Raw genomic sequence first — 22,844 nt, 5'->3', positions numbered from 1 at the left:
CGGATCACCTCCATCGGTTACCCCTCCAGAGTGCGCCGCACCCAGCGCGAACACCAGGCCAGGCGTTCCGGGGCAGAGTTGAACACGTTCAATACAGCGACGTACAGTCGTCGACGAAGCCTATTTGAACGCGTTCAAGAGGGGCGGCCGCCGTGGGCCGAGGCACGACCGAACTGGTGGACCTGCTGGTCCTGCTCGGCATGGGCGCCGTCCTGCCGCTCGGGCTGGCCCTGATCGACGAACCCGGGCTCGCCCGGGTCCGCCGGCTCTGGCCGCTCGCGGCCGTCCCCGGAGCGCTCTCGCTCTGGCTGCCGCGCGGCGGGCTCGCCACCGGCAGCGCCGCCCTCTACGCGCTCGGCACGCTGCTCGTGGCCCTGCACTCACCGCTGCGGCTGGCCCGGACCCGCTCGCTCGCTCCCGCCGAAGTCGCCGTGCTCACCGCGCTCGCCGCCCCCTCGGTGGCCGGCGTCGCACTGGTCGCCGAGCGCTCCGGCTATCCGCTCTTCGGCTTCGAGCCGCACGTCCTGGCACTGACCGTCCCGCACTTCCACTACGCCGGATTCACCGCCGCACTGGTCGCCGGACTGGTCTGCCGCGCCGACCACGGCTCCCGGCCGGCCCGCTGCGCGGCGCTCAGCGTCCCGGCGGGCACCCTGCTGGTACTGGCCGGGTACTTCCTCGGCGACTGGTGGCAGTTCGCCGGAGCCGTCGTACTGAGCGCCGGCATGTGGCTGGTCGCCCTGGTCAGCCGGCGCGAACTGCGTCGCCGGGCGGCGGACCGGGCCACCGCCCGACTGCTCGCCGCCTCCTCCGCCGTCCTGGCGCTCACCATGCTGCTCGCCCTGTGGTGGGCGCTCGGCCGGGCCGCCGGGCTCCCCCACCCCACCCTGGCCTGGATGGCCGCCACCCACGGCCTGGGCAACGCGCTCGGCTTCGCCCTCTGCGCGCTCCTCGCCTGGCGCCGGATCAAGACCACGGAGTCCCTCCGATGAACGACTACAGCTACTCCGAGCAGGGCGCCAGCCGCACCGGCGACCTGCCCGCCGGCTACCGCCACCTGCACCACCGGGCCCGGATCGGCCACGGCCGCGCCGCTCTCGACGTCGCCGGGGCCGCCCTGCTCGGCTGGCGGATGCACCGCCTGGCGGGCGTGTGGATCGACGCGGAGGCCGAGGAGGCCGCCCCCGGCGTCGCTGTGCGCTGCACCATCGGCTTCGGCCCGCTGCGGGCGGGCGCGCCCAACCGGGTGCTGGCCGCCGTCAACGGCCCGGACCGGTACGGCTTCACGTACGGGACCAGGCACGGCCACCTGGGCCGGGGCGAGGAGACCTTCCTGGTCGAACTGGACCCCGACGGGGCGGTCTGGTTCGACGTCACCGCGTTCAGCCGCCCGGTCGCCTGGTGGGCCCGGCTGACCGGCCCGCTGCTCCCGCTCCTCCCGCTCGCCTTCGCCCGGCGCTGCGGACGGGTGCTGGCCGGCCCGCTGCTCCCGCTCCTCCCGCTCCTCCCGCTCCTCCCGCTCGCCTTCGCCCGGCGCTGCGGACGGGTGCTGGCCGCGATCGCGGCCGACGCGCCGTAGGCCCGCGCCGGTAGGCCCGCGGCGCAGGTCCGTGGCGTGAATCCGCTGGTCGGGCGGTGCGGGCCTCCGGCATCATCAGCGGGTGATCCCGATGCAGCCGGTCCTGGAGATGGACGCCCCCGACGAGGACCCCGCACCCTGGCCGGAGGAGTGGCGCGAGTGGCCGGAGGTGACGGACGGCTCCGGCGAGGGCTGGTTCGGCCACGGCCCCGACGCCGCGGCCGAACGCCTCGGCGGCGCGGTGCGGTTGACGCCGGCCTCCGGGCCGAGGGCACTCCGGTGATCGAGCTGCCGGCCGACGGGCTGCGCCGACCGCTCGCCGGGGCCGGGCAGGACCTGCGCGACTTCGTCCGCGCGTACGAGTCGCCGCACGGGCCGTTCTGAGCCGCGCCCGGCACCGGCGGTCCCGGCGCGGGTCCGGTCCCGCACCGGTCAGGTCTTGTGCGCCGGGATCGCGACCAGCAGGGCGTCGGTGCCCTGGACCCGCACCTCGAAGTGGTCGATGTCCCGCGGCTGGAGGGCGGCGCCGCCGGTGGTGTACAGCGTCCCGCGCTCGTCGGGTTCGCCGTAGCCGTCGGCCGGGACGCTCCAGGTGGTGACCGTCTGGTGCTCGCCGTTGTGCGAGACGGCGAGCAGGCGGCACGTCAACGGCCCCTGCACGCCGGAGAGTCGGAGGCTGACCTGGCTGCCCCAGGCCTTGCCGTCGACGCCGACGGTGGCCTTGGCGCCGGTGGTCGCGTCGGTGGCGCTGAACTGTTCGGCGACGGCCACCACGGCGGGCGTGGTCTCGGCGGTGATCACCGCGGCCGTGACGGCCGGGCCCGCCGTGACCATCGCGGTCGCGGCCAGGGCGAGGGCCAGCCGCCGTATCCGGCCCCGCCGCCGAACGGTCCTGATCTCGGCGACCAGCCGGTCCAGGAGCCGGCCGTCCGGTGTCGGCAGGGGCCCGGCCGGGTCCAGTCCGGCGGCCACGGCCGAGGCGGAGTACTCGGCCAACATCCGCCCGATGGACTCGAGTTGCCGCACCTCTTCGGCGCACTGCGGGCAGCCCGCCAGGTGCCCCTCGAACGCGGCGTCCTCGGCGGGCTCCAGCACGCCGAGGACGTACGCCCCGACGTCCAGGTGCTCGGCTCCGGCGGGCGGACCGGGGTCGGGGGCGGGCCACGTGGTCACGATGTCACTCCCCTTTCCTCCAGCGCGAGCCTGAGCGAGCGCAGTGCGTAGTACACCCGCGACCGGACGGTCCCGGCCGGGATGCCGAGTTCGGCGGCGGCCTCCTTCGCGGTGCGGCCCTTGAGGTAGGTCTCGACGATGACCTCCCGGTGGGCGGGCGAGAGTTCGGCGAGCGCGTCCCCGACGGTCATCATCCGCAGGGCCCGTTCGATCTCGTCCTCGGCGGGCAGGTGCTCCAGGGCCTCGGTGTTCACCTCGTGGGGGCGGACACGCGCGCTGCGGTGGTCGTCGATGACGATCCGGCGGGCGACGGTGACCAGCCAGGGCCGCAGCGAGTCGGCCTGCGGGTCGAGCCGGTGGATGTTGCGCCAGGCCCGGACCAGGGTCTCCTGGACGACGTCCTCGGCACGCTGCCGGTCGCCCGCGACCAGGTGGAGTACGAAGGTGAAGAGTGGACCGGCGTGCTCGCGGTACAGGGCCCGCACCAGTTCCTCGTCGGCGGCCCCGTGTGCGGCGGAACCGCCGGCGGGGTGCTCATCGGTCACCACTTCATCCTTGCGCACCCCGGCCTCCCGGGCGAGGGCGGTGATCGGCAGCTGTCGGTGGCCATCGGTCGATCCTCCGGTCAGTGGCCCGGGGCGCCGGGCATCGGCGGGGGGTTGGCGGGCCCCGGCGAGCCGGGCGCCGGGCCGCCGCTCGGCACCGCCCTGCCGTCGGTCGGGGTCACCGCGAACCAGGTGCCGGCCGGCTTGCCGTCGATGTCCTGGGCGGTGACGTTGCCGTGGGCCTGCTCGGGCGGCCGGACCGTGGCGCAGTTACCGTTGCAGTAGGACTCCGGCGGGTTGGTCTCGTCCTGGTCGGAGCGGTAGAGCGTGAAGCCCGCGCTGTCGGTGACGATCGTGCCGGGTTCCGGGTCCCGCGCGGTCCGCAGGGTGGTACCGGAACCGCTCGACGTGCTCGACATACCCGAGCCGGACGACCCGGACGACCCGGACGAGCCGCGACAGGCGTCCAGGGCTGCCGCGGCGGTGCCGGTGGCGGCGAGCCCGCCGGCCCGGCGGCGGCTGCGGGGTGTGCTGCGCATCGGGCGCCTCCCACCTCGGCGGACGGACTGGACACCCTTCTGTACGGGTCCTGGCCGCCGCGTGCTCAATCCGGTCGGGCGTCCGGAATACCCCGGCGGGCATCACCGTTCTCCGGGGGCAGATGGTCCGTACCGCCACCTTCGGAAGGGAAGGATCCGCGAGATGAGCAACACGGTCGAGCTGACCAAGGAGAACTTCGACGACATCGTCCCGGGCCCGGCGGGCCAGGACTTCGTCTTCATCGACTTCTGGGCCGGGTGGTGCGGGCCGTGCCGCCAGTTCGCCCCGGTGTACGAGAAGGCCGCGGAACGCCACCCGGACCTGGTCTTCGCCAAGGTCGACACCGAGGCCCAGCAGGAGCTGGCCGCCGCGTTCGGCATCCAGTCGATCCCGACGCTGGCGATCATCCGCGAGGGCGTGCTCGTCTTCTCCCAGGCCGGCGCCCTGCCGGAGCCGGTCTTCGAGGACCTGATCGGCCAGGCCCGCAACCTGGACATGGCCGAGGTCAAGCGCAAGGTGGCGGAGGAGCAGGCGGCCGAGGGCCAGGCCTGAGCCGTCCCGGGCCGTCCCGGGCCGTCCTGGGCCGTGCTCGGCCCGGGAGCCGCGGCTCCCGGGCCCGTGTCAGGTCGGCTCCCGGCCCCAGCCGCCGAGCCGGCCCGCGAGCGCCCGGACCTCGGCGCGCAGCTCGGCGGGCTCGCGGACGGTGAACGGCCACCCCAGCCCGGCCAGCATCACCGCCACGCCGTCCAGGTGCTGCGCCCGGGCCCGCAGCAGCACCCGGTCCCCGGCGAGTTCGGTGAGGGTGCCGACGACCGGCGGCAGTCGGCGGCGGGCCTCGGCGAGGGTGGTCTCCAGCTCCACCTCCACCCGGTGCCGCCAGGGCACCCCGGCCAGCGACTCCACCACCCGCTGGACCGGATCGACGTCCTCGGGCGGCTCGAACCCGGTCTCGCCCAGCGCGACCCGCTCGATCCGGTCCAACCGGAAGGTGCGGGACTCGCCGCTGCGGTGGTCCAGCCCTGTGGTGTACCAACGGCCGGAGTGGAAGACCAGGCCGTAGGGGTCGAACTCGCGTTCGCTGGGTCTGTCCTCGCGGTCCCGGTAGGCGAGCCGGACCCGGCGCCGGCGACGGGCCGCCTCGGCCAGGGTGAACAGCGCGGCGGAAGCCGGACCGGGGCCCGCCGCGGGCGCGGCCGTCAGGCCGAGGGTCTGCTCGACGGCAGCGATCCGCTCGCGCAGCGGCGGCGGCAGCACCCGCTGGATCTTGGCGAGCGCGGTCTCGGCGGCCCCCTCCCCCACCGACAGGCCCGAACTGCGCCCGGCCAGCAACCCGAGGAGCACCGAGGCGGCCTCTTCGGGGTTGAGCATCAGCGGCGGCAGCCGGTAGCCGGGCAGCAGCCGGTAGCCGCCGTGGCGGCCGCGCTCCGCCTGGACGGGGATGCCGAGTTCGGCGAGGCGGGCGGTGTAGCGGCGGACGGTTCGCTCGTCCACGTCGAGCCGGGCGGCCAGTTCGGCCCCGGTCAGGCCGGGGCGGTCCTGGAGCAGTTCCAGCAGCGCGAGCGCACGGCTGACCGGGTGTTCCACCGGGGGCACTCCTTCCGGGCCCGGAAATCCGGGCGCGATCCGTCCTGATTCGATCCTAGAGTCGCCGGTGACGGGGGTCCCACCGCGGAAGGAGCGATCCACCATGAGCACGTTCGTACTGGTTCCCGGGTTCTGGCTCGGCGCCTGGGCCTGGGAGGAGGTGGCCGCGCCGCTGCGCGCGGCCGGGCACCGGGTCCACCCGGTGAGCCTGCCGGGGCTCGCCGAACGGGCGGGCGAGCAGGGTGACTTCGGGCTGGAGGAGCACATCGCGGACCTGGCCGAGCTGCTGGTGCGCGAGGACCTGTGGGACGTGGTGCCGGTCGCGCACAGCGGCGCCTGCGCGCCGGTGGGCGGAGTCGCGGACCGGATGCCGGAGCGGATCCGGCGGGTGGTCTACCTGGACAGCGGCCCGATGCCCGACGGCGCCTCGGTGTACGACCTCTGGCAGCCCGACTTCCGGGCGGAGGCCGACGCCACGGTGGTCGACGGCCGGTTCCCGATGCCCTCCTGGGAGTACATGGCCGCCCACGGGTCCAGCATCGAGGGGCTGGGCGAGGGCACCCTCGCGCAGGTCCGCACCCGGCTGACCCCGCACCCGGTCGGGGCCTACCGGGACGCGCTGCGGCTGACCGGCGCCGGAGCGGCGCTGCCGCAGGCGCTGATCTCCTGCTCCCTCCCGCTCGAACAGGTGCGGGCGCTGATCGCGGCCGGGCACCCGTGGTTCGTCGGGATGGACCGGCCGAACTGGGAACTGCGCGAACTGCCCACCGGGCACTGGCCGATGTTCTCCCGCCCCGCCGACACGGCCGCACTGCTGGCGGAGCTCGCGGCAATCTGAGCCCGTCCGCGTGTTCGCCCGCGCGCGGGCCCGTCCGCGTCGCAGGATGTCGCAGGATGGAGCCCACGCCGGCGGCCGTCGGGAGCGGCCCGCACCAGGCAGGGCCGCGCGGGGCCCGCGAGAGCACGGAGGACGCGACATGACCAGCAGCACCGCCGAGGAGTACGACGTCATCGTGCTGGGCGCCGGCCCGACCGGTGAGAACGTGGCCGACCGGACGGTCGCCGCGGGCCTGCGCACGGTGATCGTGGAGGCCGAACTGGTCGGCGGCGAGTGCTCGTACTGGGCCTGCATGCCGAGCAAGGCGCTGCTGCGCCCGGCGGCCGCCCTGGACGACGCCCGCGCGGTGGGCGGCGCCCGGGAGGCGGTCGGCGGCGGACGGCTGGACGCGGCGGCGGTGCTGGCGCGGCGGGACTCCTTCACCTCGCACTGGAAGGACGACGGCCAGGTGCAGTGGCTGCGGGACACCGGCATCGAGCTGGTCCGCGGCCACGGCCGGCTGGCGGGCGTGCGAACCGTCACCGTGGAGGCCGAGGACGGCACCGAGCGGGTGCTCACCGCCCGGCACGCCGTCGCGGTGTGCACCGGCAGCCGCCCGGTGCTGCCGTCCGACGTGCCCGGACTGGCGGAAGCCCACCCGTGGACCAACCGGGAGGCGACCGGCTCGCCGACCGTCCCCGGGCGCCTCGCGGTGGTCGGCGGCGGGGTGGTCGGGGTGGAGATGGCCCGCGCCTGGCGGGCGCTGGGCTCCGAGGTGGTGCTGCTGGTGCGCGGCGACGCGCTGCTGCCGCGGATGGAGCCCTTCGCGGGCGAGCTGGTCGCGGAGGGCCTGCGCGAGGCGGGGGTGGACCTCCGCTTCGGCACGGAGGTGACCGCGCTGGAGCGGGACGGGGCCACCGGGCCGGTGGTGCTCTCCCTCAACGACGGCGAGCGACCGCACGAGGGCGAGCGCCTGACCGTCGACGAGGTGCTGTACGCGACCGGACGGGCCCCGCGCACCGCCGACGTCGGGCTGGAGCAGGTCGGGCTGCGGCCGGGCGACTGGCTGGACGTGGACGACAGCTGCACGGTGCTGGGCGTGGACGGCGAATGGCTGTACGCCGCCGGGGACGTCAACCACCGGGCGCTGCTCACCCACCAGGGCAAGTACCAGGCCCGGATCACCGGTGCGGTGATCGCCGCCCGCGCCCAGGGGCGCGCGCTGGACACCTCGCGCTGGGGCGCGCACTCCGCGTCCGCCGACCTCGCCGGCGCGCCGCAGGTGGTGTTCACACAACCGGAGGTCGCGGCCGTCGGCCTGACCCTGGCGGCGGCCGAGCGGCTCGGGCTGCGGGTCAAGGCCGTCGACCAGGAGACCGGCGACGTCGCCGGGGCCTCGCTCTACGCCGACGGCTACCGCGGCCGGGCCCGGGTGGTCTTCGACCTGGACCGGGAGGTCATCGTCGGTGCCTGCCTGGTCGGCCCGGCCGTCGCCGAACTGCTGCACTCGGCGACCGTCGCGGTGGTCGGCGAGGTGCCGATCGACCGCCTCTGGCACGCCGTCCCCGCCTACCCGACGATCAGCGAGGTGTGGCTGCGGCTGCTGGAGGGGTGCCGGGGGTAGGACCCGGCCCCTTCCGGTACGCGGCCCGGCCGGGGTGCGCGGCGCGGCGAGATGTGACCACCGCCGGACGGCGGGACACTGGCGAGGGGGCCGTGCCGACGCGCCCCGGGGGGCCGTCCCGGGGGGCCGAGCTCGTGATCAGGTGGTGTGAGGCATGACCGAGGTGCTGTTGGCCGTCGGAACCGAGAAGGGCCTCTTTCTCGGCCGCAGCCGCGACCGGCTGGACTGGGAGTTCAGCGGGCCGCACTTCCGGATGAACGCGATCTACTCCGTCTCGATCGACCGCCGCGAGGGCCGGACCAGACTGCTGGTCGGCGCCGACAGCAGTCACTGGGGCCCCTCGGTGTGGCGCTCCGACGACCTCGGCGCCACCTGGCACGAGCCGACGCGCCCGGCGATCCGCTTCCCCGAGTCCACCGGCGCCTCGCTCACCCGGGTCTGGCAGCTCCAGCCCGCCGGGCCGGAGGCCCCCGGGGTGGTGTACGCGGGCACCGAACCCGCCGCGCTGTTCCGTTCCACCGACGGCGGCGAGACCTTCGCGCTGGTCGAGTCGCTCTGGAACCACCCCCAGCGGCCCGAGTGGGGCGCGGGCTACGGCGGCCAGGGACTGCACACCATCCTCACCGACCCGCGCGACCCCCAGAGGCTGCTGGTCGCCGTCTCCAGCGGCGGTGTCTACCGCAGCAAGGACGGCGGCGACAGCTGGGCCCCCTCCAACACCGGCCTGCGCGCCGAGTTCTTCCCCGAGGAGCGCCAGTACCCCGAGTTCGGTCAGTGCGTCCACAAGATCGCCCCGGACCCGGTCCACCCCGACCGGCTCTACCTGCAGAACCACGGCGGCGTCTACCGCAGCGACGACTGGGGCGCGAGCTGGCGCTCCGTCGTGGACGGGCTGCCCGCCGAGTTCGGCTTCGCCATCGCCGCCCACCCGCGCCGGGCCGACACCGCCTACCTCTTCCCGCTCGGCGGCTCGGACGACCGGATCCCGCCCGGCCACCGCTGCCGGGTCTTCCGCACCACGGACGCCGGCACCAGCTGGGAGCAGCTGGCCAGCGGCCTGCCGGGCGAGGACCACTACGGGATCGTGCTGCGCGACGCCCTGCGCACCGACGACGCCGACCCCGCCGGGATCTACTTCGGCAACCGGACCGGCGACGTGTACGGCAGCCGCGACGAGGGCGAGAACTGGTCGCTCCTGGTCTCCCACCTGCCGGACGTGCTCTGCCTCCGGGCCGCGGTGGTGAGCTGACGGCCCGCCCTCGAAACCCGCCGGTCGAAAACCCGTTGCACCGGCCGCCCGGTTCTGGTGAACATGGGCCGCCGACGAACGATCTCGTGAACGGGGTGGGGCCATGGCCGACGCGGACCGGGTGGTCAGGTGCAACGGCGACGGCGTACCGGTGCTGCGGTACCAGCCGGGCGAGCGGGAGGGTCGGCCCTGGGCCGACCAGGTGGAGGTGCTGGACGACTCGGCGGACGCGGCGGAGTACATCCGCGCCGAGCTGCCCGGCTGGGTCGTCTCCGGACCGCCCGAGCTGGGGCGGCGGCTGCTGGCGCGGGGTGCGACCGCCCTGCGGCACGCCCACAACCTCCGGCGCGACCTGCGGGCCGATCCCCCGCCCGCCGACTGGGCCCGGACGCCGCTGCGCGAGGGGCTGCGGGCGGTGCCCTGCGACCGTTCCCCCGAGGAGATGCTGGAGTCCTGGCGGGCCGCCTTCGACCCGGCCCACGTGGACCACTTCCCCGGCGACGACGCCCGGGCCGTCGCCGACCGGATCGGCCCGCTGCTGGCCGGGCGGGCCATCGGCCCGGTGCTGCCCTCCAGCCTGCTCGCGGTGGACGCCGAGGACCGGGTGGTCGCCGCCGCCGTGCTGACCGACCGCGACGGTCTGCCCTGGGTCGCCGAGGTCTTCCGCCACCCCGAGCGCGGCTACCGCGGCCTCGGCGCCGACCTGCTGCGCCGCGCGGTCGCGGACGCCGCCGACCGCGGGCTGGCCGACGTCCACCTCGTGGTCACCGAGGGCAACCCGGCCCGCCGGGTCTACGAGGCACTGGGCTTCCTGCACCAGGAGACCTCGCTGACGGTGATCGTGCCGGGCAGGCTCTAGCCAGGACGGGAGCCGTGCCCGCCCTCGATCCGGGCGCCGCGCACCGCGACCGTGGTCAGGCCGACCGCGACCAGCAGCTCCGCCCAGAAGAACGCCGCGGAGTCGAGCAGCGAGCCGACCGGCGGGTTGCCGGGCGCGGCGTTGCGCATGCCGACCAGGGCGAACAGGGTGGCGGCCATCCAGCTCAGCGCGGGCCAGATGATCCCGCGGCGCTGACGCACGATCAGCCGGGCCGCCAGCAGCACGGCCAGGGCCAGCGCCCACATCGCCGCCATCATGAACCAGGCCAGGATGAAGGTGCTGCGGGAGCGGCTGGTCCGCTCGTTCACCGCCACGCCGTCGCCCTCGCTCAGCTTCCCGGCCTGCCGGAAGGAGAAGAAGGGGTCGCCCTCCTCCAGGCCGATCACCAGCGGAACGGACCGGCCGCCGACGCTGGCCCGGAAGCCGATGATCGCGTTGTAGTGGTCGAAGGGGTAGTCCGAGACCCGGCCGTCGAACAGGTTGAAGGTCACCGTGCCCTGGCCGGGCTCGGTGGCGCCCACCACCTGGGCGTGGCTGCGGCTGGAGCGCTCGTCGACGTAGAGCGGCAGCCCGGCGGCCACCGACAGCACGATCGCCACCGTCACGGCGTACGCCCTCCAGGGCCGGCCCCTCGGCCGGCCGGCGTCCACCGCGGTGGCGCGCGCCCGGACGTGGATCCGGACCCGGGAGCAGGCCGTCGGTCGCCCTGGCCGGGCCGCCCTCCGGCGCTGCGGCGTCCGGCGCTGCGGGGGCGTGCTCATCGACCTGCTCCCACGGTCGGCGGCGGCACCCGCTGCCGCCCGTCCCGCCAGCGTCGGGACGGTGCCACCCGCCCCGCAACCGGTGCAGGCCGTTCGGGGGCTTCCCCCGGACGCGGCAAACGCGCTGGTCGCAGGTGCTGTGTAGGCTCACTGGTCATGGCGAGGGTGACACGGGACGATGTGGCGCGGGTGGCGGGGACGTCCACAGCGGTCGTGAGTTATGTGATCAACGACGGGCCGCGGCCGGTGGCGGCGGCCACCCGGGCCCGGGTCCTCGCGGCGGTGGAGGAGCTCGGCTACCGGCCCAACCGGGTCGCCCAGGCGATGGCGCGGCGGCGGACCAACCTGCTCGGGATGGTCGTGCCGGACGCTCGCCAACCCTTCTTCGCCGGACTGGCGCACGCCGTGGAGCAGGCTGCCACCGAGCACGGCCGGCTGCTGCTGATCGGCAACTCCGACTACGCCGACGAGCGTGAGGCGCACTACATCCGGGCCTTCCTCGGGATGCAGGTGGACGGCCTGATCCTGGTCACCCAGGACCCGGCCACCCCCGGGCTGACCGGCTTCGACTCGGCCGACGGCACCCCGGTCGTCCTGCTGCACCACCGGGCGGAGAGCGCCGACGGCGTGGCCGTGGTGGCGGACGACGAGGGCGGCGCCCGCGAGGTGGTCCGCCACCTGCTCGACCACGGCCACAGCGAGGTGCACTGCTTCGGCGGCACCCTCGCACTCAGCCCGCTCGACCCGGTCACCGGACGGACGGCCGGCTGGGCCCAGGCGCTGGCCGGGGCCGGGCTGTCCACCGAAGGGCGGCTCACCCCGGCCCCCTTCGACCGGGTCCGGGCGCACGCCGAGGCGCTCACCCTGCTCAGCCGGCCCGACCGGCCGTCCGCCGTGTTCTGCGCGACGGACGACCAGGCGATCGGGCTGCTGCGGGCCGCCGACGACCTGGGCATCCGGGTGCCGGAGGACCTCGCCGTGGCCGGGTTCGACGACATCGCCGAGGCGGTGATCGCCGGACCGGCGCTGACCACCGTCACCACCGCGCAGGACGAGATGGCCCGGGCCGCGCTGGACCTGGTGCTCGGCGGTCCCGAGCGCCGCGCCGCCGGGGCCCGGACCTTCCCGGCCCGGCTGGTGGTGCGGCGCTCCTGCGGCTGCCCGCCCGCGGCCGTGCGCTGACGGCGGCGACAGCGGCGCGGCAACAGCTCGACGCGGTAACTGCCGTGAACGACCGGTCAGTTCAGCTGGAAGGCAGCCTCGACCGGGTAGTGGTCGCTCGGCGCGTCGGTGTCCAGCTGGTCCGGCGTCCAGCCGGCCTGCGGGTCGAAGTCGATCTTCACGTTGGACATCGACGTGGGCACCGGACGGCCCGGGGCGTTCAGGTAGCCGATGTAGTCGAGGTCGTCCCGGTAGTCGGTCGGGAAGGTCTCCACGCCTGCCATGTACTGGCACCAGGAGGAGACCGGGCAGTCCATGGTGGTGCGGGCCTGGCTCGGGTCGGTGGCCGGGGTGCCGAGCACGCCGTTGACCGCGTTCTGGGCGTTGGCGTAGTCACCGCGGCTCTGGCCGTGGAAGTACTCGACGTTGAGGTCGCCGCCGATCAGGACCGGCGCGCTGCTGCCGACGATGCCGTCGACCCAGGCGCGGATCTCGGCGAGCTGGCCGAGCCGGGTGGACTGGGTGGTGTCGGTGGAGGTGTCGGACTCGTCGGCCTGGAGGTGGGTGCCGACCACCCAGGCGGTGCTGCCGTTCTTGTTCACCCGCACCAGCGCCGCGCCCTTGTTGGCGTGGTAGTCCCAGGTGCCGTAGGTGGAGTTGCTGAAGACGTGGGCGTACTGGGCGGTGATCGGGTACTTGGAGAGGATCATCGTGCCGCCGTTGATGACGAACAGCGAGTTGGAGCAGTTGCCGCTGACGCCCGTCCAGCCGCCGCCGGAGCAGACCCCGCCGACCACCGGGGTGCGGTACGGGTAGAGGTCGGCGAGCTTGGCGTTGATGTCGGCGGTCGAGCTGTTGTTGAACTGCTCGTCCAGGACGACCACGTCGGCGTTGTGCCGGCGGACGATCTGCTCGATCACCGGCGTGCGGCGGGCGGCCTGCTCGTTCTGGGTGCTGTCGACGACCGCGGTGCCGAGGTCGACGTTGAACGCGAAGACGGACAGCGTGGTGGGGCCCGCCGGGGTGGTGGCGGAGGCCGTCGGCGCGGTGCCGCCGAACAGCAGTGCGGCGGCGGCCGCCGAGGTGAGGGCGGTGGCCGTGCGACGCGAGAGCATGGGCGTTCTCCTGGGTCCGTCAATCCGGTGGGGCCCGGGCGGGCCGGGGTGTCCGGCCGCCGGGGATTGGCGGGGGAACGCTAGCTACTGCTCGGTACTTCGGGAAGAACGGCAGGCGATCAGTTTCGATCGGTCCTGTGGCGACGAGGTGTCTGTACAGGTCAGGGCGGCTGACTGACAAGATGTCTGTACACCCTTGCACCGGGCGCCGAAGTCGCGGTGAACTCCCGTCAGCCGTCCGACAGTTCGTCCGCGAGTAGATCCATCAGCAGGTTGTCGTGCCAACTGCCGTCCGGGCCGCGCTCGTACTGGCGCATGGTGCCGACCGGACGGAAGCCCACCTTGGTGTAGCAGCGGATCGCGGCGAGGTTGTCCGCGGCCGGGTCGATCACCAGCCGGTGGTAGTGGTGGTCGTACACCAGGTGCCGGGCCATGGTGCGCACGGCGTCGGTCCCCAGGCCCAGGCCGTGCACCGACGGGTCCAGGTAGAGGTCCATCCCGGCGTGCCGGTACTCGTCGTCGTTGTTGGCGTACCACTGGACGGCGCCGACCACCCGGCCGCCCAGGTCGATCGCGAAGGTCTCGGTGTCGGGCGATTCGAGGTCCCCGGCGACCTCGTCGACCAGGTCGTCGCCGCCGCGCCAGCGGGCGAACACCTCGGGCGTGCTGCGGATCGCCACCAGCGCCGGGATGTCGTCGGCGGTGGCCGGGCGGAGGGTGACCAGGGTGCCGTGCAGAATCGTCCCCATATGGGGCATGTTGGCACGGAAAGCCGCCCCGGGCGAGCGGTTTTCACGCGCCCGGGGCGGCTGCGCCCGGGCGCCACGATGAGTTGGCCTCCGACTGGCTCGCACATGCACCTCCGCCACGGGGCGCGCGGAGGAGAGGGCCCGGCGCGCCCCGCACACCGATCGAAGCAACCCGCCAATCGGGTGGACGACTGGTTCCGAACACCAGCCGCAGGGCCCTCCGCTGCATGATCCGACAGGAAGATTCACGCTTGCTCCACTGGCATCTACGATGCGACTGCGCCACCAGCCATCTCAACTGCGAGTGGGGTCGGGAGGCGACGCACCAAGGCGACACCCGGGCGAGAGCGAGCGAGAGATGATCGTCGGCGATCTGCTGCCGCTCGACGACCTGTCCATCCGACTGGCCTGGGGCACCCCGGACCTGCTCGACCGCCCGGTCACCGGCGTCAGCTCCACCGACCTCCAGGACCCGCGCGCTACCTCCAGACCGGGCCGGCGAACTCGTGCTCACCGGCCCGGTCTGGCGGCAGCCCGCCGACGACTCCGGCGCACTGCGGGCCCCGCTGGTGCAGGCCCGGTACGTACTGGCGGGCGCGGCCGGCCCGGCCGGAAGCGCGGCCGAACTGGACTCGCCGGACGGGCTGTTGCGCGGCATCCCGCCCGAGGTGACGGCCGCCTTCCACGCCCGGCTGCCGGCCCCGCTGACCGCCCACGACGCCGACAACGCCGTCTCGCTACTGGGCACGCCGGCGGTGTTCCTGGACCACGACGGCTCCTGGGCGCGGACGGCGGAGTCGCTGCACATCCACGTCGACACCGTCCACTACCGAATCCGCCGGATCGAGGACTTGACCGGCCGCAACCTGGCCCGACTGCGGGACCGGCTGAACCTGCGGGCGGCGCTGCTGTGCGCGCCGGGGGCGGCGCGTCAGACCTCGTCGAGCTGAAGCGCCCGGCGCAACCGGGCGACGATCCCCACGTCGTACGAACGCTTGCTCGCCCCGCCGCCCTCCCCGGTGGTGGCGCCGGACCATGCGGCGGCCGTCCCGACGGCCCTGGGCCGGCCGCCGCACTGGAGTCGGTGGACCCCTAGGGAGTCTCGTCCTGGCGCAGCCGGGCGCTGACCGCGCCGAGGCCCTCGGCGAGCACGGCGAGCTGCTCGCGGGTGAGCACGTCGATCAGCAGCTCGCGCACCAGGGCGACGTGTCCGGGTGCGGCCTGGCGGATCATCTCCCGTCCCTGCTCGGTGAGTTCGGCGATGACGCCGCGCACGTCGCTGGGGCAGGAGCGGCGGCCGACCAGGCCCATCCGCTCCAGCTGGGTGACCTGGTAGGTAAGTCCGCTCTTGGAGGTGACCAGCTTGTCGGCGAGTTCGGTCATCCGCAGCGAGTCGCCCGGGGCCGCGGACAGGTGCACCAGGATCTCGTACTGCTGGTGGGACAGGCCGGAGTCCTCCTTGAGCTGGCGTTCCAGCCGCCGGTTCAGCAGGTTGCTCGCGACGACGAAGCCCCGCCAGGCGGCCATCTCGTCCGGGTCGAGCCAGCGGGGTTCGTTCAGTGAGGACATGGAGGGAAGCCTACTCCTGTTGTTCAAATTCGAACGAAGGTGTACCGTCGGACAAATAGAGATTCAAATTTGAACTACTTGGTCCCGAGGCCCCGACCGCACCCCGAGGAGGACGCCATGAGCGCCGCGGCCCCCGAGCGCATGCCCGCCCTGTACCTGTCGCACGGCGCGCCGCCGCTCGCCGACGACCCGGTCTGGCCGGGCGAGCTGGCCGCCTGGTCCGCCGGACTGCCGCGCCCCGAGGCCGTCCTGATGGTCTCCGCCCACTGGGAGGAGGCCCCGCTGGCCGTCGGTGCCGTCACCACCGTCCCGCTGGTGTACGACTTCTGGGGCTTCCCCGAGCACTACTACGCGGTCCGGTACGCCGCCCCGGGCGCACCGGAGCTGGCCGAGCGCGTGCGCAAGCTGCTGCGCGCCCCCGGCACGCCCGTCCAGGACATCCCCGACCGCGGGCTCGACCACGGCGCGTACGTGCCGCTGGTGGAGATGTTCCCGGAGGCCGACATCCCGGTGCTGCAGATCTCCATGCCCACCCTGGACCCCCAGCGGCTGCTGGAGATCGGCCGCCGGCTCGCGCCGCTGCGGGACGAGGGCGTGCTGATCATCGGCAGCGGCTTCTTCACCCACAACCTGCGGGCGCTCAGCAGCGACGGCCGGATCAGCTCGGTGATGGCCGAGTTCGACGACTGGGGCAGACGCGCGCTGGACGCCCATGACCTGGACGCGTTGCTCGACTTCGAGCGCAAGGCCCCGGCCGGGCGGCTGGCCCACCCGCGCACCGAGCACTTCGCCCCGCTGTTCGTCACCCTCGGTGCCGGCGAGGCCGATCTCGGCAGCCAGCGCAGCGTGATCGACGGGTTCTGGATGGGGCTGGCCAAGCGGTCGATCCAGCTGGGCTGAACGGGTCAGAGCGAACAGCAGGTGAAGCGCTCGCCGATGTGCTCGGGCTGCTCGATCTCGTCCACCAGGGCGACCGCGTAGTCCGGCACCGAAACGAAGCTGCGTCCGGCGGCGTCGGTGAGCAGTTGCTCCAGGCCGGTCCGGTAGCGGCCGGTCCGCTCCCCCGGGCCGATCTCGGCGGCCGGGCTGAGCACCGTCCAGCGGACGTCGGCGACGGTCCGGTAGTAGTCCAGCGCCTCGCCGTGGGCGTGCATGACCTGGAGGATCGGCTCCGGCAGGCCGGGGGCGTCCCAGACCCGCACCCCCGGCGCGGTCTCCAGACTCCCCGCGCCGCCGACCGCGACCAGCCGGGGCGCGCCGTCGGCGAGCGAGCGCAGGCCCTCGACCAGCGAGCGGGCGGCGGGTTCGATCAGTGCCAGGTGACCCGGGCCGTCGCCGCCGCCGACCGCGCTCACCAGGACGTCCCGGCCGGCCGCCACCCGGGCCACGTCGGCCGGATCCAGCACGTCGCCGCGCTCCACGGAGGCGGCCCCGCCCCGGTAGCGGTCCGGGTCGCGGACCACCGCGGTGACCTCGTGCCCGCGCGCCGCGGCCTCCGTGACGACCGCGCTGCCGATGGTGCCGTTGGCGCCGATCACGGCGATTCTGGCCATGGGGGGTACCTGCCCTGGTTGCCGGGGTGGACGGGACGACGTCAGACAAGGTCGATTATCGGACGGTTCCTCGGCGACGGCCCGGGGCCTCGCCCTCCCGTGTGACGGCCCTCCCCCGGTTCACCGCGACTCGGAACGGCCGTCCGCCGCCGCCCTCGTGGACGCGGCGGGCGGCCGTCCGCTCCCCGGTGGCTCAGGCGGCGCCGGTGGCTCAGGCGCCGCCGGTGGCGATCCGCTCGGCGTGGCTGCGCTCGACGCACAGCTCGTTGCCCTCCGGGTCGGCCATGGTGACCCAGCCCGTGCCGTCCGGGCGGCGCTGGTCCGCCACCACCGTGGCACCCAGGGCGAGCAGGCGCTCGACCTCCTCGTCCCGGCCGCGGTCCTGCGGCTGGAGGTCCAGGTGGACCCGGTTCTTCACCGACTTGCCCTCGGGCACCCGGATGAAGAGCAGCGAGGCACCGTCGGAGTTCACCACCGCCTCGTCGTCCCCCGGGTTGTCGTCCTCGCCCAGGGTGCCGTCCAGCACCTGCGCCCAGAAGCCCGCCAGCGCGTGCGGGTCGGCGCAGTCGATCGTCACGTGTCGTACCACAGAAGCCATGCGCCTACTCTGACCTCCGTCGTTCGGCCGCGTCCAGGACTTTCCGGGAGTGCCGGTGGCCGTCCATCGGGAACTCCGGCGGGAGGGCGGTCAGCAGTTCCCGGAAGACGTAACCGCTCTTCTCCGCCACCCGGCAGGAGGCGGGGTTGTCCACCTGGTGCAGCAGGTCGATCCGGCGCAGGCCGCCCTCGGCGAAGGTGGCGCAGGCCCACACGGTGAGCGCCCCCACCGCGCGCGGGGCCACGCCCCGGCCGCGCGCCGGGGCCGCCGTCCAGTAGCCCACCTCCGCACGCTCCCCGCCCGGGGTGCCCCGCTTGAGCACCACGTTGGCGACCAGCTCACCGGCTTCCAGGACGGCGAAGGAGTAGCGGGTGCCCGCCGCCCAGCCCTCGTACTGCGTGCTCAGCCAGCGCGCGGCCTGCTCGGCGTCGGTCGACGGGACGCGGGTGAAGCGGCGCAGCGCGTCGTCCCGGTAGGCCTCGATCAGGGCCGGTGCGTCGGCGTCCTCGAAGGGGCGCAGCAGCAGGCCCTCGGCCGTCGGGTGGGTGCTCACGGTGATGGCCATCGGTGGTCTCCCCCTGGGTTCGGAACCGTGCACGGTGATCTCCCTGATGGACGGTCGGCGGTACCGCTCGGTTGCGGGCCCGGCTTGACCCTGACGCTGACGGCAGGGTCGGAGGGTTCTCGGCATGAGCGACGAGGACGTGGTGGAGCAGCGGGTCGTGGTGGTCACGGGAGCCGGGACGGGGATCGGGCGGGAGAGCGCGCGCGCCTTCGCGGCCGAGGGGGCCCGGGTGGTGGCGGTCGGCCGGCGGCCGGAGCCGCTGGCGGAGACGGCGGCCGCGCACCCGGGGCTGATCGAGCCGCTGGTCGCGGACGTCACCGGACCGGACGCTCCGGAGACGATCGTCGGAACGGCCCTGGAGCGGTACGGGCGGCTCGACGTGCTGGTCAACAACGCCGGCATCGTGCAGAGCGGGCAGGCCGTCGGCGGCTACCGGCGGGCGGGCATCGAGGCGCTGCTGGCCACCAACCTGGTCGCCCCGGTGCTGCTCGGACAGGCCGCGCTGCCGGCCCTCGGCGAGAGCCGTGGGGTGGTGGTCAACGTCAGCACGGCCGTCGGACAGCGCGGCTGGCCCGGCAACGCGGTGTACGCGGCGGGCAAGGCTGCGCTGGAGACGATCACCCGCAGCTGGGCGGTGGAGCTGGCCCCGCGCGGCATCCGGGTGGTGGCGGTGGCGCCAGGGGCGATCGACACCCCGATCGGCGAGCACACCGGGTACGGCCCCGAGCAGTCGGCGGCGATCCGCGCCTGGCAGCTCCGGCACACCCCGCTCGGCCGGATCGGGCGGCCCGCCGAGGTCGCCTGGGCGATCACCCAACTCGCCTCGCCGCAGGCCTCGTTCGTGACCGGCGTAGTGTTGTCGGTGGACGGGGGCGCACTGGTGGGCTGACACGGACGGGGACACGGCAGGGGTGCTGATCGGCGAACTGGCACGGCGGACGGGCAGCACGGCCCGGGCGCTGCGGCACTACGAACAGGCCGGGCTGATCGACTCCGAGCGGGCGGCCAACGGCTACCGGGAGTACGGGGAGTCGGCCGTCATGCGGGTGCGCAACATCCGCGCCCTGGTGGGCGCCGGGCTCACCCTGGAGGACCTCCGGCCGCTGCTGGGCTGCCTGGACGGGGACGTGCTCTCCCGGCCGCCGTCCGAGCGGGTGCTGGGGATCGTCCGGGAACGGCTGGCGGTGCTGGAGCGCCGGATCGCCGCCCAGAGCGACGCCCGGGACCGGCTGGTCGCGGCGCTGGCGGCGGCCGAAGGACGCTCAGGAGAACCCGTGGACGGGTGACACCCCCGATCGGGGGTGTGCAGGGGGCCGACCAGGGAGGACAGTGGGCGCATGCAGATTCCACTCTCCGTGATGGACTTCCTCGACCGGGCCGAGCTGGTCTACGGCGACCGGGTCGGCATCGTCGACGAGCCGGTGCAGCCGGCCGAATCCTGGGGCGAGCTGAGCTACCGGCGGGTCGCCGAACTCGCCCGGGCCCAGGCGGCCGGGCTGGACCGGCTCGGAGTCGGGCCGGGCGAGCGGGTCGCGGTCGTCTCGCACAACTCGGCCCGGCTGCTCACCTCCTTCTTCGGGGTGAGCGGCCACGGCCGGGTGCTGGTGCCGGTCAACTTCCGGCTGCGGGCCGAGGAGGTCGCGTACATCGTCGAGCAGAGCGGCGCCTCCGTCCTGCTGGTCGACCCCGAGATCGCCGACGCGCTCGACGGGGTGGCGGCCGAGCACAAGTTCGTGCTCGGCACGGACAGCGACGCCCTGCTGTACGACTTCGACACCGAGCCCCGCCGGTACGCGGTCTCCGAGAACGACACCGCCACGATCAACTACACCAGCGGAACCACCGCCCGTCCCAAGGGCGTTCAGATCACCCACCGCAACGCCTGGCTGAACGCGACGCTGATGGGTCTGCACTACGGCGCGAGCGACCGGGACGTGTACCTCCACACCCTGCCGATGTTCCACGCCAACGGCTGGGGCCTGCCGTTCACGATCACCGGACTCGGCGGCCGGCACATCGTGCTGCGCAAGGTGGACGGCGCGGAGATCCTGCGCCGGGTCGAGCGGCACGGGGTGACCTTCCTGTCCGGCGCGCCCGCCGTGGTGCAGATGGTGCTGGACGCGGCCGCCGACTGGGACGGCCCGGTGCCCGGCCGGGACCGGGTGCGGATGATCGTGGCCGGCGCGCCGCCGCCCACCTCGGTGGTGCAGGAGGTCGAGGAGCAGCTGGGCTGGGAGTTCATGCAGCTCTACGGCCTGACCGAGACCGCCCCGATCGTCACGGTCAACCGCTCGCGGGCCGAGTGGGACGCCCTGCCGGCCGCCGAGCGGGCCGAGAAGCTGGTGCAGGCCGGCGCCCCGGCGCTGGGCACCCAGCTGCGGGTCGACGCGTCCGGCGAGGTGCTGGTGCGTTCCAACACCGTGCTGGACGGCTACTGGCGGCAGCCGGAGGCCACCGCCGAGGCGCTGCGGGACGAGTGGTTCCACACCGGCGACGGCGGCACCCTCACCGACGGCCGACTCACCATCTCGGACCGGAAGAAGGACGTCATCATCAGCGGTGGGGAGAACGTCTCCTCGATCGAGGTGGAGGACTGCCTGTACGGCCACCCGGCGGTGGCCGAGGTGGCGGTGATCGGGGTGCCGCACGAGAAGTGGGGCGAGACGGTCAAGGCGCTGGTGGTGCTCCGGGACGGCCAGGCGGCCGTCACCGAGGCGGAGTTGATCGCGCACTGCAAACAGCGGCTGGCCGGCTACAAGTCGCCGACCTCGGTGGAGTTCCGGGACGCGCTGCCGCGTACGGCCACCGGGAAGCTGCAGAAGTTCCGGCTGCGCGAGCCGTACTGGAGCGGACGGCCGCGCCAGGTCAACTGACCAGGCCGGATTCCCTTGCCGCGAGGGCGAGTTCGGTGCGGTTGCGGACGCCGAGCTTGTGCATCGCGGACTTGAGGTAGCCGGTCACGGTGTTGCAGGTGAGGCCCAGGTGGGCGGCGATCTCCGGGTTGGTGCGGCCGGTCGCCGCCCAGCGCAGCACCTCGTGCTCGCGCGGGGTCAACTTCCCCGCGGGGGCGGTCGGTCGGCCCTTCTCGCCGCTCCAGGCGGCGGCTCCGGCGAGCGCCCGGGTGGCCGCCGCCGCCAGCTTGCCGACGGCGGAGATCCGGACGTCGCCGAACGGCACGACGGCGCGCAGCGAGGCGTACACCACGCCGTGCACCGTGCCGCCGTGCAGCAGCGGGACGGTGAGCATCGCGTACAGGTCCTCGGCGGTGACCGCGGCGTCGTAGTGGTGCGAAATGGTCGTCGCCGCACGGTAGTCGGGCACCCAGGCGGGGGCGCGCTCGGCCAGCGCCCGGCCGCCGAGGCCCAGGCCGGCCGGGACGGCGACGTCGTGCAGCAGGTCGGCCCGGGTGCCCGCCCAGTGGCGCAGCACCATGCCGCCGTCCTTCCTGCCACGGGCCGCGCCGCCGGGCAGCGGCTCGGGCACGCCGACCAGGCCGACGTCGGCACCGCACTCGGCCACCACCCGGCGGGCGAGGTCGCCCAGCACGGCGTCCCGGACCAGCTCGGCGGCGCGCACGGCGAGTCCGTGGTCGTCGGCCCGCGCGGCGGCGAGGGGGTCCGGCTGCGCGGCACCGTCGACGGGTCGCGCAGCGGTGAGGGGGTCCGCAGCCCTGGTCATCGCGGAATTGTCACACGCTCCGGGGCCGGTGGCGAGAGTCCTGACGTGCGTGTTCGGTGGAGTGGCGAGCATCGGCGCCGGGCTGGGCGTAAGGTGCGGCCGCGGACTACCGACGGGTAGCAACCGCCTTCGACCGGAAGGGAAGCCGATGACCGACCCGACCGCCGCGGGCGACGTCCTCCAGGGCCTGCTGGCCGACCTGCGGGCCGAGAGCGCCGTCCTGGACGCGCTGGTGGCCGAGCTGCCGGCCGACGGCTGGGCCGGGCCCACCCCGGCCGAGGGCTGGACCGTCGCGCACCAGATCGCCCACCTGGCCTGGACCGACGACTGGACGGCGCTGGCCGCCCGCGACCCGGAGGGCTTCACCGCGGCACTCGGCGGCAGCTTCACCGCCCTGCTCGCCGCCGGGGCCGACCCGGTCGGGGAAGGCGCCCGGGAGGGCGCGGCCGCCGAGCCCGCCGCCCTGCTCGCCCGCTGGCGGGCCGGCCGGGCCGAGGTGCAGACCGCCCTGGCCGCCGCCCCCGCCGACGTCCGGCTGCCCTGGTTCGGGCCGCCGATGAAGCCCGCCTCGATGGCGACCGCCCGGCTGATGGAGACCTGGGCGCACGGCCAGGACGTCGCGGACGCGCTCGGCACCACCCGGGAACCCACCGCCCGGCTGCGGCACGTCGCCCACCTGGGCCTGCGCACCCTGGGCTTCGCCTTCGCGGCCCACGGACTGCCCGCGCCGGAGCACCCGGTGCGGCTCGAACTGACCGCCCCCGACGGCGGCACCTGGGCCTTCGGCCCGGCCGGCGCGACGGATCTGGTGACCGGCCCGGCACTGGACTTCTGCCTGCTGGTCACCCAGCGCCGCCACCGCGACGACCTGGCCCTCACCGCCACCGGCCCGGTCGCCACCGCCTGGCTGCCGATCGCCCAGGCCTTCGCCGGGCCCCCCGGCAAGGGCCGGGCGGCGGCCTCCGGCGCCTGAACGGCCCCGGCCGGGTCCGTGCTCCGAACCGGACCGCGACCGCTACCACGTGCGGCACGACCGGAAGTTCGGCGACCGCATGCGCGTTCCCGATCCGTTCGACTTCGACCCGGACCTGAGCGGGCTCGTGC

At 74.6% G+C, this 22,844-nt stretch carries 27 protein-coding genes; 15 read left to right on the top strand and 12 right to left on the bottom strand.

All coding sequences use genetic code 11. The features are described 5' to 3' along the window. The first annotated feature begins 152 nt into the window (after positions 1-152). The 3 genes from ACH4J0_RS23870 (at position 153) to ACH4J0_RS23860 (ending at position 1,862) form a co-directional block, all read left to right on the top strand. Positions 153-992, top strand: coding sequence for a YndJ family protein (locus ACH4J0_RS23870; RefSeq protein ID WP_396242552.1), 840 nt, complete (start codon positions 153-155; stop codon positions 990-992). Then, positions 989-1,579, top strand: coding sequence for a DUF1990 family protein (locus ACH4J0_RS23865; protein WP_396242551.1), 591 nt, complete (start codon positions 989-991; stop codon positions 1,577-1,579). The genes ACH4J0_RS23870 and ACH4J0_RS23865 overlap by 4 nt, the downstream gene beginning before the upstream one ends. 82 nt (positions 1,580-1,661) lie before the next feature. Then, positions 1,662-1,862, top strand: a complete 201-nt coding sequence (locus tag ACH4J0_RS23860; protein WP_396242550.1) for a hypothetical protein — start codon at positions 1,662-1,664, stop codon at positions 1,860-1,862. A 149-nt stretch (positions 1,863-2,011) separates the two neighbouring features. On the opposite strand, the gene ACH4J0_RS23855 is transcribed toward ACH4J0_RS23860, so the two are convergent. The 3 genes from ACH4J0_RS23855 to ACH4J0_RS23845 form a co-directional block, all read right to left on the bottom strand. Continuing rightward, positions 2,012-2,752, bottom strand: coding sequence for a zf-HC2 domain-containing protein (locus ACH4J0_RS23855; RefSeq protein ID WP_396242549.1), 741 nt, complete (start codon positions 2,750-2,752; stop codon positions 2,012-2,014). Next, on the bottom strand, positions 2,749-3,315 hold the full coding sequence (locus ACH4J0_RS23850; RefSeq protein WP_396242548.1) for a sigma-70 family RNA polymerase sigma factor: 567 nt from the start codon (positions 3,313-3,315) through the stop codon (positions 2,749-2,751). Before ACH4J0_RS23850 ends, ACH4J0_RS23855 begins: the two co-directional genes overlap by 4 nt. 62 nt (positions 3,316-3,377) lie before the next feature. Then, positions 3,378-3,836: a hypothetical protein gene (locus ACH4J0_RS23845; RefSeq protein ID WP_396242547.1), complete on the bottom strand. Its 459-nt coding sequence runs from the start codon at positions 3,834-3,836 to the stop codon at positions 3,378-3,380. Between the two features lie 154 nt (positions 3,837-3,990). Between ACH4J0_RS23845 and ACH4J0_RS23840 the strand changes: the two genes are divergently transcribed. After that, positions 3,991-4,389 (top strand): thioredoxin family protein, encoded by a 399-nt coding sequence (locus tag ACH4J0_RS23840; protein ID WP_396242582.1) that lies wholly within the window; start codon positions 3,991-3,993, stop codon positions 4,387-4,389. Positions 4,390-4,458: 69 nt separating this feature from the next. Here ACH4J0_RS23840 and ACH4J0_RS23835 read toward each other — a convergent pair whose 3' ends face one another. Then, positions 4,459-5,421, bottom strand: coding sequence for a helix-turn-helix transcriptional regulator (locus tag ACH4J0_RS23835; protein WP_396242546.1), 963 nt, complete (start codon positions 5,419-5,421; stop codon positions 4,459-4,461). 103 nt (positions 5,422-5,524) lie between these two features. Between ACH4J0_RS23835 and ACH4J0_RS23830 the strand changes: the two genes are divergently transcribed. The 4 genes from ACH4J0_RS23830 to ACH4J0_RS23815 all read left to right on the top strand — a co-directional run bounded on the left by ACH4J0_RS23830 (position 5,525) and on the right by ACH4J0_RS23815 (position 9,970). Beyond that, complete coding sequence (locus ACH4J0_RS23830) at positions 5,525-6,259, top strand: alpha/beta fold hydrolase (RefSeq protein ID WP_396242545.1); 735 nt, start codon at positions 5,525-5,527, stop codon at positions 6,257-6,259. Between the two features lie 139 nt (positions 6,260-6,398). Next, positions 6,399-7,862 (top strand): dihydrolipoyl dehydrogenase family protein, encoded by a 1,464-nt coding sequence (locus ACH4J0_RS23825; protein WP_396242544.1) that lies wholly within the window; start codon positions 6,399-6,401, stop codon positions 7,860-7,862. 154 nt (positions 7,863-8,016) lie between these two features. Then, the gene (locus ACH4J0_RS23820) at positions 8,017-9,111 is read left to right on the top strand and encodes a WD40/YVTN/BNR-like repeat-containing protein (protein WP_396242543.1); all 1,095 of its coding nucleotides are present in this window, start codon (positions 8,017-8,019) and stop codon (positions 9,109-9,111) included. Positions 9,112-9,214: 103 nt separating this feature from the next. Further along, positions 9,215-9,970, top strand: coding sequence for a GNAT family N-acetyltransferase (locus tag ACH4J0_RS23815; RefSeq protein ID WP_396242542.1), 756 nt, complete (start codon positions 9,215-9,217; stop codon positions 9,968-9,970). Here ACH4J0_RS23815 and ACH4J0_RS23810 read toward each other — a convergent pair. Further along, a complete protein-coding gene (locus ACH4J0_RS23810) occupies positions 9,967-10,752 on the bottom strand; it encodes a DUF4436 family protein (RefSeq protein WP_396242541.1) in 786 nt (261 codons plus the stop codon). The genes ACH4J0_RS23815 and ACH4J0_RS23810 overlap by 4 nt on opposite strands. A 156-nt stretch (positions 10,753-10,908) precedes the next feature. On the opposite strand from ACH4J0_RS23810, the gene ACH4J0_RS23805 reads away from it, so the two are divergent. Continuing rightward, positions 10,909-11,934, top strand: a complete 1,026-nt coding sequence (locus ACH4J0_RS23805; RefSeq protein ID WP_396242540.1) for a LacI family DNA-binding transcriptional regulator — start codon at positions 10,909-10,911, stop codon at positions 11,932-11,934. 56 nt (positions 11,935-11,990) lie between these two features. Here the strand turns inward: ACH4J0_RS23805 and ACH4J0_RS23800 are convergent, their stop codons facing one another. Beyond that, entirely contained in the window at positions 11,991-13,028 is a 1,038-nt protein-coding gene (locus ACH4J0_RS23800) for an endonuclease/exonuclease/phosphatase family protein (RefSeq protein ID WP_396242539.1), read from the bottom strand. Between the two features lie 230 nt (positions 13,029-13,258). Further along, positions 13,259-13,777 carry a GNAT family N-acetyltransferase gene (locus ACH4J0_RS23795; RefSeq protein ID WP_396242538.1) on the bottom strand — a complete coding sequence of 173 codons (519 nt, stop codon included), beginning with the start codon at positions 13,775-13,777 and terminating at the stop codon, positions 13,259-13,261. Between the two features lie 506 nt (positions 13,778-14,283). Between ACH4J0_RS23795 and ACH4J0_RS23790 the strand changes: the two genes are divergently transcribed. Then, positions 14,284-14,727 (top strand): PucR family transcriptional regulator, encoded by a 444-nt coding sequence (locus ACH4J0_RS23790; protein ID WP_396242537.1) that lies wholly within the window; start codon positions 14,284-14,286, stop codon positions 14,725-14,727. A gap of 142 nt (positions 14,728-14,869) precedes the next feature. On the opposite strand, the gene ACH4J0_RS23785 is transcribed toward ACH4J0_RS23790, so the two are convergent. Continuing rightward, positions 14,870-15,337 carry a MarR family winged helix-turn-helix transcriptional regulator gene (locus ACH4J0_RS23785; protein ID WP_396242581.1) on the bottom strand — a complete coding sequence of 156 codons (468 nt, stop codon included), beginning with the start codon at positions 15,335-15,337 and terminating at the stop codon, positions 14,870-14,872. 126 nt (positions 15,338-15,463) lie between these two features. Between ACH4J0_RS23785 and ACH4J0_RS23780 the strand changes: the two genes are divergently transcribed. Beyond that, complete coding sequence (locus tag ACH4J0_RS23780; RefSeq protein WP_396242536.1) at positions 15,464-16,246, top strand: dioxygenase; 783 nt, start codon at positions 15,464-15,466, stop codon at positions 16,244-16,246. A gap of 5 nt (positions 16,247-16,251) precedes the next feature. Here the strand turns inward: ACH4J0_RS23780 and ACH4J0_RS23775 are convergent, their stop codons facing one another. From ACH4J0_RS23775 to ACH4J0_RS23765, 3 genes are all read right to left on the bottom strand, one after another. Continuing rightward, positions 16,252-16,899: an NAD(P)-dependent oxidoreductase gene (locus tag ACH4J0_RS23775; RefSeq protein ID WP_396242535.1), complete on the bottom strand. Its 648-nt coding sequence runs from the start codon at positions 16,897-16,899 to the stop codon at positions 16,252-16,254. Positions 16,900-17,110: 211 nt separating this feature from the next. Continuing rightward, a complete protein-coding gene (locus ACH4J0_RS23770; RefSeq protein WP_396242534.1) occupies positions 17,111-17,497 on the bottom strand; it encodes a VOC family protein in 387 nt (128 codons plus the stop codon). Positions 17,498-17,501: 4 nt separating this feature from the next. Next, a complete protein-coding gene (locus tag ACH4J0_RS23765; protein ID WP_396242533.1) occupies positions 17,502-18,062 on the bottom strand; it encodes a GNAT family N-acetyltransferase in 561 nt (186 codons plus the stop codon). Between the two features lie 124 nt (positions 18,063-18,186). Here ACH4J0_RS23765 and ACH4J0_RS23760 point away from each other — a divergent pair, with 124 nt between their 5' ends. The 3 genes from ACH4J0_RS23760 to ACH4J0_RS23750 are packed head-to-tail and all read left to right on the top strand — an operon-like array spanning position 18,187 to position 20,935. Then, positions 18,187-18,951, top strand: coding sequence for an SDR family NAD(P)-dependent oxidoreductase (locus tag ACH4J0_RS23760; protein ID WP_396242532.1), 765 nt, complete (start codon positions 18,187-18,189; stop codon positions 18,949-18,951). Between the two features lie 22 nt (positions 18,952-18,973). Then, positions 18,974-19,348 (top strand): MerR family transcriptional regulator, encoded by a 375-nt coding sequence (locus tag ACH4J0_RS23755; RefSeq protein WP_396242531.1) that lies wholly within the window; start codon positions 18,974-18,976, stop codon positions 19,346-19,348. 51 nt (positions 19,349-19,399) lie between these two features. Next, positions 19,400-20,935 carry an AMP-binding protein gene (locus ACH4J0_RS23750; RefSeq protein ID WP_396242530.1) on the top strand — a complete coding sequence of 512 codons (1,536 nt, stop codon included), beginning with the start codon at positions 19,400-19,402 and terminating at the stop codon, positions 20,933-20,935. Here ACH4J0_RS23750 and ACH4J0_RS23745 read toward each other — a convergent pair. Then, on the bottom strand, positions 20,928-21,740 hold the full coding sequence (locus ACH4J0_RS23745; protein ID WP_396242529.1) for a LuxR C-terminal-related transcriptional regulator: 813 nt from the start codon (positions 21,738-21,740) through the stop codon (positions 20,928-20,930). The genes ACH4J0_RS23750 and ACH4J0_RS23745 overlap by 8 nt on opposite strands. A 148-nt stretch (positions 21,741-21,888) precedes the next feature. On the opposite strand from ACH4J0_RS23745, the gene ACH4J0_RS23740 reads away from it, so the two are divergent. Further along, complete coding sequence (locus tag ACH4J0_RS23740; RefSeq protein WP_396242528.1) at positions 21,889-22,713, top strand: TIGR03084 family metal-binding protein; 825 nt, start codon at positions 21,889-21,891, stop codon at positions 22,711-22,713. Positions 22,714-22,844 lie beyond the last annotated feature (131 nt).

The sequence above is a fragment of the Kitasatospora sp. NPDC017646 genome, from assembly GCF_044329365.1.
Taxonomy (GTDB): Bacteria; Actinomycetota; Actinomycetes; order Streptomycetales; family Streptomycetaceae; genus Kitasatospora.
This window is presented reverse-complemented; position numbering and strand designations above follow the sequence as displayed.

Excerpts from the sequence above, each read along its gene's own strand:
- ACH4J0_RS23865 (WP_396242551.1), top strand. The coding sequence starts at position 989 with ATGAACGACTACAGCTACTCCGAGCAGGGCGCCAGCCGCACCGGCGAC.
- ACH4J0_RS23805 (WP_396242540.1), top strand. The coding sequence starts at position 10,909 with ATGGCGAGGGTGACACGGGACGATGTGGCGCGGGTGGCGGGGACGTCC.
- ACH4J0_RS23780 (WP_396242536.1), top strand. The coding sequence starts at position 15,464 with ATGAGCGCCGCGGCCCCCGAGCGCATGCCCGCCCTGTACCTGTCGCAC.
- ACH4J0_RS23765 (WP_396242533.1), bottom strand. The coding sequence starts at position 18,062 with ATGGCCATCACCGTGAGCACCCACCCGACGGCCGAGGGCCTGCTGCTG.
- ACH4J0_RS23845 (WP_396242547.1), bottom strand. The coding sequence starts at position 3,836 with ATGCGCAGCACACCCCGCAGCCGCCGCCGGGCCGGCGGGCTCGCCGCC.
- ACH4J0_RS23775 (WP_396242535.1), bottom strand. The coding sequence starts at position 16,899 with ATGGCCAGAATCGCCGTGATCGGCGCCAACGGCACCATCGGCAGCGCG.
- ACH4J0_RS23745 (WP_396242529.1), bottom strand. The coding sequence starts at position 21,740 with ATGACCAGGGCTGCGGACCCCCTCACCGCTGCGCGACCCGTCGACGGT.
- ACH4J0_RS23740 (WP_396242528.1), top strand. The coding sequence starts at position 21,889 with ATGACCGACCCGACCGCCGCGGGCGACGTCCTCCAGGGCCTGCTGGCC.
- ACH4J0_RS23760 (WP_396242532.1), top strand. The coding sequence starts at position 18,187 with ATGAGCGACGAGGACGTGGTGGAGCAGCGGGTCGTGGTGGTCACGGGA.
- ACH4J0_RS23825 (WP_396242544.1), top strand. The coding sequence starts at position 6,399 with ATGACCAGCAGCACCGCCGAGGAGTACGACGTCATCGTGCTGGGCGCC.
- ACH4J0_RS23800 (WP_396242539.1), bottom strand. The coding sequence starts at position 13,028 with ATGCTCTCGCGTCGCACGGCCACCGCCCTCACCTCGGCGGCCGCCGCC.
- ACH4J0_RS23830 (WP_396242545.1), top strand. The coding sequence starts at position 5,525 with ATGAGCACGTTCGTACTGGTTCCCGGGTTCTGGCTCGGCGCCTGGGCC.
- ACH4J0_RS23815 (WP_396242542.1), top strand. The coding sequence starts at position 9,215 with ATGGCCGACGCGGACCGGGTGGTCAGGTGCAACGGCGACGGCGTACCG.
- ACH4J0_RS23810 (WP_396242541.1), bottom strand. The coding sequence starts at position 10,752 with ATGAGCACGCCCCCGCAGCGCCGGACGCCGCAGCGCCGGAGGGCGGCC.
- ACH4J0_RS23750 (WP_396242530.1), top strand. The coding sequence starts at position 19,400 with ATGCAGATTCCACTCTCCGTGATGGACTTCCTCGACCGGGCCGAGCTG.
- ACH4J0_RS23770 (WP_396242534.1), bottom strand. The coding sequence starts at position 17,497 with ATGGCTTCTGTGGTACGACACGTGACGATCGACTGCGCCGACCCGCAC.
- ACH4J0_RS23820 (WP_396242543.1), top strand. The coding sequence starts at position 8,017 with ATGACCGAGGTGCTGTTGGCCGTCGGAACCGAGAAGGGCCTCTTTCTC.
- ACH4J0_RS23795 (WP_396242538.1), bottom strand. The coding sequence starts at position 13,777 with ATGGGGACGATTCTGCACGGCACCCTGGTCACCCTCCGCCCGGCCACC.